This is a genomic window from Acidithiobacillus ferrooxidans ATCC 23270, assembly GCF_000021485.1.
GTDB lineage: Bacteria > Pseudomonadota > Gammaproteobacteria > Acidithiobacillales > Acidithiobacillaceae > Acidithiobacillus > Acidithiobacillus ferrooxidans.
Genome location: NC_011761.1, coordinates 2,686,892 through 2,696,093, shown reverse-complemented (window position 1 = coordinate 2,696,093; position 9,202 = coordinate 2,686,892). Strand labels below are relative to the sequence as shown.

The 9,202-nt window shown below is 51.2% G+C and carries 9 protein-coding genes; all 9 read right to left on the bottom strand.

Annotation, left to right across the window (positions count from 1 at the left end; all coding sequences use genetic code 11):
- Nucleotides 1-187: 187 nt before the first annotated feature.
- Nucleotides 188-1,762, bottom strand: coding sequence for a glycosyltransferase family 4 protein (locus tag AFE_RS13780; protein WP_012537538.1), 1,575 nt, complete (start codon nucleotides 1,760-1,762; stop codon nucleotides 188-190).
- Between the two features lie 475 nt (nucleotides 1,763-2,237).
- Entirely contained in the window at nucleotides 2,238-2,720 is a 483-nt protein-coding gene (locus tag AFE_RS13775) for a GNAT family N-acetyltransferase (protein ID WP_009568478.1), read from the bottom strand.
- Between the two features lie 32 nt (nucleotides 2,721-2,752).
- On the bottom strand, nucleotides 2,753-3,151 hold the full coding sequence (locus AFE_RS13770) for an ExbD/TolR family protein (protein ID WP_012537537.1): 399 nt from the start codon (nucleotides 3,149-3,151) through the stop codon (nucleotides 2,753-2,755).
- Nucleotides 3,152-3,182: 31 nt separating this feature from the next.
- On the bottom strand, nucleotides 3,183-3,830 hold the full coding sequence (locus AFE_RS13765) for a MotA/TolQ/ExbB proton channel family protein (RefSeq protein ID WP_009569278.1): 648 nt from the start codon (nucleotides 3,828-3,830) through the stop codon (nucleotides 3,183-3,185).
- A gap of 37 nt (nucleotides 3,831-3,867) precedes the next feature.
- Nucleotides 3,868-4,563: an energy transducer TonB gene (locus AFE_RS15865; protein ID WP_012537536.1), complete on the bottom strand. Its 696-nt coding sequence runs from the start codon at nucleotides 4,561-4,563 to the stop codon at nucleotides 3,868-3,870.
- A gap of 71 nt (nucleotides 4,564-4,634) precedes the next feature.
- Nucleotides 4,635-4,907 (bottom strand): ACT domain-containing protein, encoded by a 273-nt coding sequence (locus AFE_RS13760; RefSeq protein WP_012537535.1) that lies wholly within the window; start codon nucleotides 4,905-4,907, stop codon nucleotides 4,635-4,637.
- Nucleotides 4,895-5,962: a malate dehydrogenase gene (locus AFE_RS13755; protein ID WP_012537534.1), complete on the bottom strand. Its 1,068-nt coding sequence runs from the start codon at nucleotides 5,960-5,962 to the stop codon at nucleotides 4,895-4,897. Before AFE_RS13755 ends, AFE_RS13760 begins: the two co-directional genes overlap by 13 nt.
- Nucleotides 5,963-5,980: 18 nt before the next feature.
- Nucleotides 5,981-6,613: a MarC family protein gene (locus AFE_RS13750; RefSeq protein ID WP_012607602.1), complete on the bottom strand. Its 633-nt coding sequence runs from the start codon at nucleotides 6,611-6,613 to the stop codon at nucleotides 5,981-5,983.
- A gap of 81 nt (nucleotides 6,614-6,694) precedes the next feature.
- Nucleotides 6,695-9,169 carry a TonB-dependent receptor gene (locus AFE_RS13745; RefSeq protein ID WP_012537532.1) on the bottom strand — a complete coding sequence of 825 codons (2,475 nt, stop codon included), beginning with the start codon at nucleotides 9,167-9,169 and terminating at the stop codon, nucleotides 6,695-6,697.
- Between the last annotated feature and the right edge of the window lie 33 nt (nucleotides 9,170-9,202).

Below are 9,202 nucleotides of genomic sequence, written 5' to 3'. Positions count from 1 at the left end.
GGCCAGTCCATCCATTGGATACACAATCTGCATGACTCAGCCCCGGGAACTTTGTCCATTCAACCAGTTTATCAAGAATACAGGAAGCCGCTGGCCAAGTCAGCGCCATGCTTATGGCGCAAACCCAACAATCGCTGCAAACAGGCAGGAATGTGTGATTTGCATGGTAAGGTCCGATAGACGCGGATTATGAGGTCTGTCCCTGTTTCGCTCCCCGCAAAAACGCTTCCCACCGGGGCAGGATGCGTTCGGGCAGGTAGCGGGCGCTTTGGACGGCGCCACTGGCGCGGAGTTGGCCTTGCAGGGCATCGGCGTCGGGACTGTAGATGATCTGACGCAGGGTTCCTGCCAGGCTGGCGGTATCGTAAGGGTCGAAGTATCGGGCCGCTTCGCCATAGACCTCGCGATGCACCGGAATGTCGGAGGCGGCTACCACACCGCCGCAGCGCATGGCCTCCGCGCCGGAGAAATCAAAGCCTTCCCCCACGCTGGGACAGACGGTCACCACCGCCTGCCGGTAGAGCAGACGCAGGGCGTCGGCGGGGATACCATGCAGCAGGAAGAGGCTACCCTGCTCGATCCACGGCAGGAAGTCCTCCAGCGCAGTCTGGTAATCCCAGCCGATATGCCCCACCAGAATCAGCTTCAGCTCCGGATCCAGCGTACCGCGCAAGGCTTCCCATGCGGCCAGCAGACGGGCGTGGTTTTTGCGCGGCTCGATGGTGGAGACCATGAGCACGAAGCGCGTTCCCGGCCCCAGGGCACGGGCATAAAAGGCGGTTTTCTCCTCTTCGTTATTGAAGACGCGGGCCAGCGGATAGATTCTGGTCTTATCCTTCACCGTACCCCGCACCTTCCCCTCATACTCGCCATGCAAATGACGGCGGACGATGTCGGGTATCCGCTCGGGCTCAGGCTCTGCGGGATAGTAGTGGGCGGGCAGCATATTGTGGATGGTGTGGGCCCGCGCCTCCGCCTCGGGGAAGAGACTCAGCAGATCGCGCCGGGTGGCGTCGGACACGCAAACGAAGTGCGCGCCGGAGCGCACATTGGCGGCCATGGCCTGAAAATGACTGCTTTGATGAAAGGCGCGGTCGGAGATGGTATGGGGCATGAGCACCGGGATGGCATCGTGGTAATGCACCACCAGCGTCGTGCCCGCGCTTACCCGTCCAGGGAAAGGCGTCTGCGCCACGAAAACATCCAGCCCCCGCGTATCCAGCACCGGATAGCGGGAATGGGACAAGACCTGCGCCCGCTCGATACCCACCAGATGCATGCGCCGCCACGGATAGGCACAAACCCGGTAATCGCTTTGCAATACCTGTTCACGATCGGCAGCGGGCAGGCTCCGGCCATAAAGCTCCTGCCAGACGAAATCGCGGAAATGCCGGGTCTCAAAGTGCCCTAAGGGAATCCGCCCCAGCCCGGTCCAGGCACCCCAGCGCAAGCGCCAGGTCTGCCAGTAGTTATCGAGCCACTCGGCGACATCGCTTTTCCAGTCCAATGCGCTGCGGCCCTTGAGGGATACCACCACCCGCGCAAAGCGATGCACCCGCTCTGCCTCGGAAAGCGACACACGGCCATACACCCCGCCGCGCACGCTGCGTTTGGACATCTGGAGCAGGCCGGATAGCTCCAAATCCGGCAAGGTGGAAAGCACCCCATAAAGCAGGCGGGTTTCCTGCGGGATACCATAAAAGCCATCCAGGGCAGGGCGCATTTCCATGAGAACACGGAGATTGTTGTTCGCATTATCCATAGTGGCGAAGTTTATCAGCCCCTTCGATGGCCGTCACGATCCTCTATTATTTTTTGGGGGCAGTGCCTGCCGCCCTTTTGCGCGGAGGCTCGGCTCGCGCAAGAACTCCGCCCGTAAATCCGCTTCGTGGTTCGCCGCCAAGGCTGCCAGCGTGAGGCTGTATTCCTGTTCAAATCGCAAAGGTCTTCGCGTCATGACCTGAGGTTGGGGCCGTATGTGATAATTCCTCTCGTACGGATCTGTGCGGAGAGCAATGGTGACTACTGTCTTTACCGCAACCGGATGTGCGGTAATCGCCTCACCGATGAAAAAAATCCATCAGCTCCCTGCCCGGCGGCGCGTTCCCGGTAGGTATTGCCATAGTCGTGCAAAAGGATAAGCCTGCAATGTACCTAACGACGGATTCATGGGAATTTTCATCATAGGTTTCGATTCCGGGGCATGGAAGGCGTTTATGACAAGTCCTCGAGCGGTTTCAGGTCAGATGCTTCTGCCAGAACTGTGCCACACCTGCATCATCGTTGATAGTATATGGCTCAAAACCCATTTTGCGATAAGTTTCCTGGGCAGGAAGGTTGCCCTCCAGCACTTCCAGAGTCAGTTTACAGAAGCCCATCCCACGTGCATGGTGCTCAATAAAGGCAAAGAGTTTATGGGCAACCCCCTGTCTGCGAAAGCCTGGCTTGACGTAAACGTCGTGAATATTCGCCAGTGGCGCGCTGTTAAAAGTGGAAAACCCTTCCATACAAACAGCAATGCCAATCATTTCTTGCTTATTTGCGGCAAAATAAATACGAATCCACGGACGACGCATGAGGTCATCTACCAGCCTTTCACAAACCTCTCGGCGGAGGGGGCTCCCCTGGCCCATTTTGTCTCTTGCATATAAATCAATGAGCTCGAGAATGGATAGACGATGATCTGCGTTTTGGTAATCCGCCTGGTAGGCTTCAATCATGGGTGATTCCTTTCAATCATGGACATGCTTCGTCAGGTCGCCTTGGTGGCTATACCAATTTGAGTGACTCCGGCTTTTTGACAGGTGTCCATAACATGCACGAATTGTTGGAATGGAACCACTTTATCTGCTGCGATAGTCACTTGTGTATGTTCCACATCACCGTCGGCACTGAGAAAACCCTGTAACTCGTCCAGGGTCATTTGTTTGCCTTTGACAATGACCTTGCCGGATTTTTCGATATTGATGACGAAATGCGGATGAGGCAGTTCTTTGGCCGTGCTGGAAGTGGGCAGTTGCAGTTTGATGCCTTTATCGGTGATCATTTGCAAAGTGATCATAATAAAAAAAACAAGCAAGAATAACATTACGTCAATCATCGGAATGATTTCGACGCGACCCTTTTTGCTGCTTCTTCGACGCGGAATCATAATGCGCTCCTGAGTATCTTTGAAATGAGAATCAAATCTTGTTGGGTGCCCCGTCCAGACGATTGATCAGCAGCAACTTGATCGATTCGAGCTGTTGTATAGTTTTATCAATGGCGTTGTTAAATGCATTGAAAGTAATCAGACCAACCATGGCAATAAACAAACCGGATGCGGTAGCAATGAGGGCATCCGCCACACCACCCGTAACCTGAGTAGGTGCATGCCCTGGGGTCGCCAAAATGGAAAAAGCGTGGAACATACCGAGAATCGTTCCGAACAGCCCTAAAAGAGGCGCCAAAGTCACCGTAGTATCAAGAATCCACAAACGCTTGTCCAGGAAAGGCGTTGTCAGGAAAATAGCTTCGTCAAGCCGATTATCAAAGGCTTCTCCACGGGCACTGCCATAATGGTGAACCAGATCCATGTGACGATATGCTGCAGTGATGATTTGCTCTTCGGGTTGACCTTTTGCCTCTTGCATCAATTCTTCCAGTTGTTCACTGGTCAGTTTGCCCACCTCTGAGAGTTTATGAATGATGGTCTTACCCTTGCGTAAGGCCGAGCGCATGAACCACGCACGATCAAAAATGACCGCCAGTTCAATCAGAAACAGGAGGGCTAAGACATAAAGCACGCCATCCGAGTAGTTGGCGAGATGAATGATATATTGGAATGACATGAAATCAAGTTCCTCTTGATGGCGATATTAATTGAGTTCACGAAATATCTATTGGCACCGTGAACGATAAAGTGTGAGGGGGCATGTGACTGGTAAATGCCGGAAACGTGCTGTTGGACACGGCAGCCAGAGCAGCCTTGCGAAGCAGGGGATTATGTGAACCACCCACCACATGCACGTCTTTCGCTTTCCCACCTGCTGGGCCTAATTGGAAGCTGACAACCACAGTACCTTGCAAACCCAGTCGTTTAATAATGGCTGAGACATGAACATGGTTTCGCACCTGCGATCTGGCACCTGAACCATAAGCTCCGACTCCGCTATATACCGGAGCGGGTGTTGGTGGAGGTGGAGGTGTTTTAACCGGCGGAGGTGGCGTCTTCACCACTTGTTTAGGGGGTGGCGGAGGCGTCGGAGGCTTTACCGGCAATGGTGCAGGACGATGCACCACTGGAACCGGTATTTTTACCGGTTTGGGTGGATGCGGCACCGGTTTCACCTTAGGCGGTGGCGGTGGTGGTGGCGGTGGCGGTAGGTGAACAATTTTTACGCTGATCACCTCGGGAGTTTTCTTAGGTGTTGGATGATCATGCGTAATCAAGATGAGACCAGCCACCAGAGAAATTTCCACGGCCAACGCACTGATAATGGCATAACGAAAACTTTTTGATTGACCCTGATAGCTCCAGCGGGACGGCTTATCAGGAACCTCAGGAGGGGTAGAGTCACCCACTAAATCACCTCTATTATTTTGTTTGATATATTAACAGTTACGAACCATGACACCATATGAATGTCTGTGAATCATCCAGACTCTCTGGATTCCAACACACAGTCGAGTCTTGAAAGTAAGCGTTGGATGACTTTTTTGCGACCTTCCTCACCGAAGAAGCGTATGACCAACTGAGTACAGAGTATGCCATTACACAGCACAGGCTCTTCACGGAGTTGAATACTGCGCATGGAAATACCCCGATTGGAGAATATGGAGGAAATCAGAAACAGTGTCCCGGGTTCATCTCTTACTGTCAGCGTGATGATCTGCTCAGGTAAAGCATCACTTTCTAGACGATCCATCGGTTTACTTTCTCCTGTATGGACTGAGCCGACTGTAGGAAAAGTTGCTGTTCCCCATCAGATAGTGTCATGGGGTAAACGGCATCCCATCCTTTGGGACTGATGACCACCGGGGCCCCAATCGGACCTCTTACCTGCAGGAACTCGTTGACGAGCGACACTTGAGCGGCAATCACCGTATCTTTGCCACTCAACATGCATTTGAATAGATCCACGGTGGCATTCGCCGTTGCTATGTCGGTCTTGGCGCCAGCAAACAACGTCAAAAATGGTCCTACCATGATTCTGACATCGGGGGGTAGCGTATCAAAACGCCGGAAAGCTTCGGCTATGTCGCCACGTTGTGCGATCTTGATAATCTCATTACGCATCCGAATCAGGGTTCCGGGAAATTCGCGACTGCTGGTGCTGCTGCGAACGTTGCTAATGGCGCGCGCCGTTTCGTTGTCCGAAAAACCCTGTATGGTGACGCTGCTCCAGAGTGGCACAATCCCGTCACCGTGTTCGCCAAGCACCATGGCGCGTACCGCTTCCCGGGATACGTTGATGGAACGCGCCACTTCCCGACGAAAGCGCAGGCTGTCCTGATAAGCACCCATTCCGACGATCCTATGCCGGTCATAACGCTGGGAAAAGATTTCCACAATCAACTCGACGGGATTGGTCACCACAATCACCACCTCGTGGCCATGACCATATTGCACCAACGCATCTGCGTACGGTATGGCAATCTGCTGGTTGTATATGGCTAATTCATCGCGGCTGGGTGGAGCTTTACCCGGATCGCTATGCGCTTGGATAGTTTTCCCGGCAGCCATGACAATGATATCGGCGACGACCTCTTCGGGCTGCAGGGCGATATCAATAATAGGACAGTGCTCGGCGAAAGCGTCTTTGAGATCCTGGCGAAATCCATACAGCGCATTGCCGCTGCTGCCGTCGCGTCTTCCTACCAATTGCAGGCGATCTGTAGGCAACAGAAGGCGCTCCAGCAAAATCCGGCTGGCGATGTGCTTCCCGGTGCTGCCATTGGCGCCAATGATGGATACATCCATATGTTATTGATCTCGCAGTTAGTTAAGGCCAGGCAATAAACGGATCAGACCCTGACAGATAAAACGAACAGCTATTGCGCCCAGAATGAGGCCGGCAACTTTAGTAATGATTTCAATGCCTATTTCACCAAAAAACCGGGAAATATGATGCGCATTGTGCATGGCGATGTAAGCGGCAAAGGAAGCGATAAGCACGTCAATCAGTATAAGCCCGTAACTCAAGATGGTGTGGGCGTGTTGTCCATAAATAATGACAGTGCCAATAGCTCCTGGTCCAGCCAGAAAAGGGATGCCTAGCGGTGTTACCAGTCGCCCGCCGTGGTAAGCGCTGGCTTGGCCTTGCCCAAAAGTGGTGCTGATATTATCGGTAGTCAACATTTGGATGGACATGAGTAAAAGCAATAGCCCGCCGCTGACGTTGAATTCGGCAATGCCAATATAAAAATAGCGAAGAATATCATTGCCAAATAACGTGCTAATAATAAGCACCAAAGCGACGACAATAGAAATGTACTTTGCGGTCGTCTTTTGTTGATCAGTGCTTTGCTCCCTGGTAAGTGACACAAATATAGGAACAATGCCGATGGGATCCATCAGAACAAGCAGGGTCACCAGAGTTTGTATGAATATTTCTATATTGCTGGAATTCAAAAAAATCTCATCATCGGGTATTCTGAAATGTAACCCGGGCAATCGCCCGGGTCCATGAATATGGTGCACTAACAACTTATGTTAGGAAAAGCGTCCGGACAGACCAACTTCAATAAAGCGGGGCATGCCGGGGTAAGCTTCCGCGTAAGGATTGCCAACACCGGCAAAGGCGTACTCTTTATAGGCCTGGTAGTAATGCAGATAGTAGTGATTATCCAAAAGGTTATCGATATTCAGGCTGACGGTTATGGAGGACAAATGATCCTGATGAATAGGAACCCTGTAACTGGCCTGGAGGTTCGTCAGGAAGTAAGGGGCGAGCTTTACTCCGGGATTGGGCGTGGTCGCATCCTGCAGCAGTGGATTGGACTCTGTCGGTGGTAAGTCGTAAGTGGTAACCTGGGGCCCGGTGTAACTCTCCATCAGAGCGGCATGGAAGTTATGATTGTGATAACCCAGACGTAATCCCGCAAGCCAATTAGGAACAGACGCTAATGGATTCCCCGCAAAAACATAACCATACTGTCCTTCAAATGGCGTTACAGTGGCGGAAAAACTATTCATGTATTGAGCGTTTGTATAGGAGACATGACCGGAAATCGTCCACTCGGGATTGAGCTCATACTTGCCGGAAAACTCCAGACCTTTCATCTGCTCTTCGCCGATGTTGGCGTACTGCGAGTAACCAGTAAGGTAGTTTGTATAAAAGGAGAACATTCCGTGCATATTTTGCAAAAAACCATCGAAATTCAGATAAAGATGCTTGCCTACATATCGCAGTCCTGTTTCATACGCATTGACGGTTTCAGGTCCAGGAGCAAGAGTTGTACTTCCGGATGGACCCAAAATATAGTCAGCTACCGGGGCAAAGCGAGCACCCTTGCCATAACTGGCATAAGCGATGACCTTGTTCGTGACATCATAGGATAGACCTAAATAGGGGAGCACCTCTTTATCATAATTAGAAAGAGTATAGGCTTGTGGTGGTGTTCCATACTGGTTGACGGGAACGTAGTTGCTGGTACTTACGCCGGTTATAGTTACACCGGGTTCAATATGCAGCTTATTATTGAGCAGATTTATTTTGTCTGACAGGTACCCGCTATAAATGGTTCGCTGTTGTTTGTTATTGGTTGGACTTGACGGGTTCCCGTAGGAATTATATCCATAAATTTTAGGCATATCCAATGTTCCATAAAAATAGTTACCTCCTCCCGGACCCGCAGTTTCCTGAGCCACCAGGCCGCCTATGGTGATATCGTTGTGTGGAATAAAGATGTTTACTTTTGGCGCTATGCCAATTGTGGTGTTCCCACTGATATTGATTTGCGCCGCTTCACCGGCAGGATAACTGCCAAACATGGCCACAGGATCATATGTATGAGGAATGACACCAGGGCTCGCGGCAGTTGGGGGTAGTGGCCCATATCCTGAATAAGGATTATTAAAATTCACCTGATATGGATATGACTCGCTAATCAAATTTGGCGCCAAATAGCCAGCCAAATAGCTATGTTTGTGAATATAAAACGCCTTGGCGCCAATGACCAGGTGACTATTGATATAGGTGCTGTCACCTAATATCGCAGTCAGGTACTGGTTCCTCTGCAAAGTACTCGCTTCTGACAAGGGATAGTTATAAAAAATTCCGTACTTATCTAATTGCGCCACTGCATTGGGAGCGCTAATCATATAGCCATGTGCGGTATTATAAATGACTGTACCAGTAACTTTGGAGAGGCCGTAGTCATAAGGCTTGATAGCGGTAAACAGAAAATCCGTATAACGGGCGGGCGTATTTTGAATGTAGCCGTCGGTCTGGGTCTGGCTCAAGCGGGTATACACGCGAAGACCATCCGTGCCGGGAATTTTCCCGGAACTGGCGTCAAAACCATAGGTATCCGTTGAAAACGATCCCACCTTGGTGAATATGTCGGCGTAGCGTTTCTTCGGTGGGGTTTTGGTGGTATAGGAAACGGTTCCTCCTACAGTCGCAAAGCCTCCACGATCAGGAGGAGCAACACCGGGATATACATGAATCCCAGATATCTGTCCATTACTGATGACCGTGCCGATATTATTGCTCAGATAAGCACCTTGTCCACCAGACAACAGGTCTGTCATGGGAATCCCGTCCAGGGTTTGGGCAAGTTGACTCATGCGCACCCCACGTACGGTCATCACTGGTGTACCCGGACCAATATTCTGTTGGTATTCATTGACCGAAGGGGTTTGTTTCAAAAGGCTGTATATGCTTTCCGCCGAACTGGAATGTTTGATCTGGTCGGGACCAATGACGGACATGGCGGAGGCGATATTGCGCTCACCGACCAATATCTTCTCGTATTTCTTTTTTATTTCCCGCAGTTTGACGACTTTTTCAGTGGGGGTGCTTTTGGATACGTCAGAATTGTTTGCGGTAGATGCATAAGCAACAGCGTCGAGGGCCGGATAAAGAGCGAACAGGATGGCCGTAAACAATAATCTGCTGACCTTGGGCACACGATGGTCTGCATGTGTCACCGTGACGGGAGGATTGCTGGGCTTTGAAGGCATTATTTCATCTCCGATAAAACTATATTACGTACA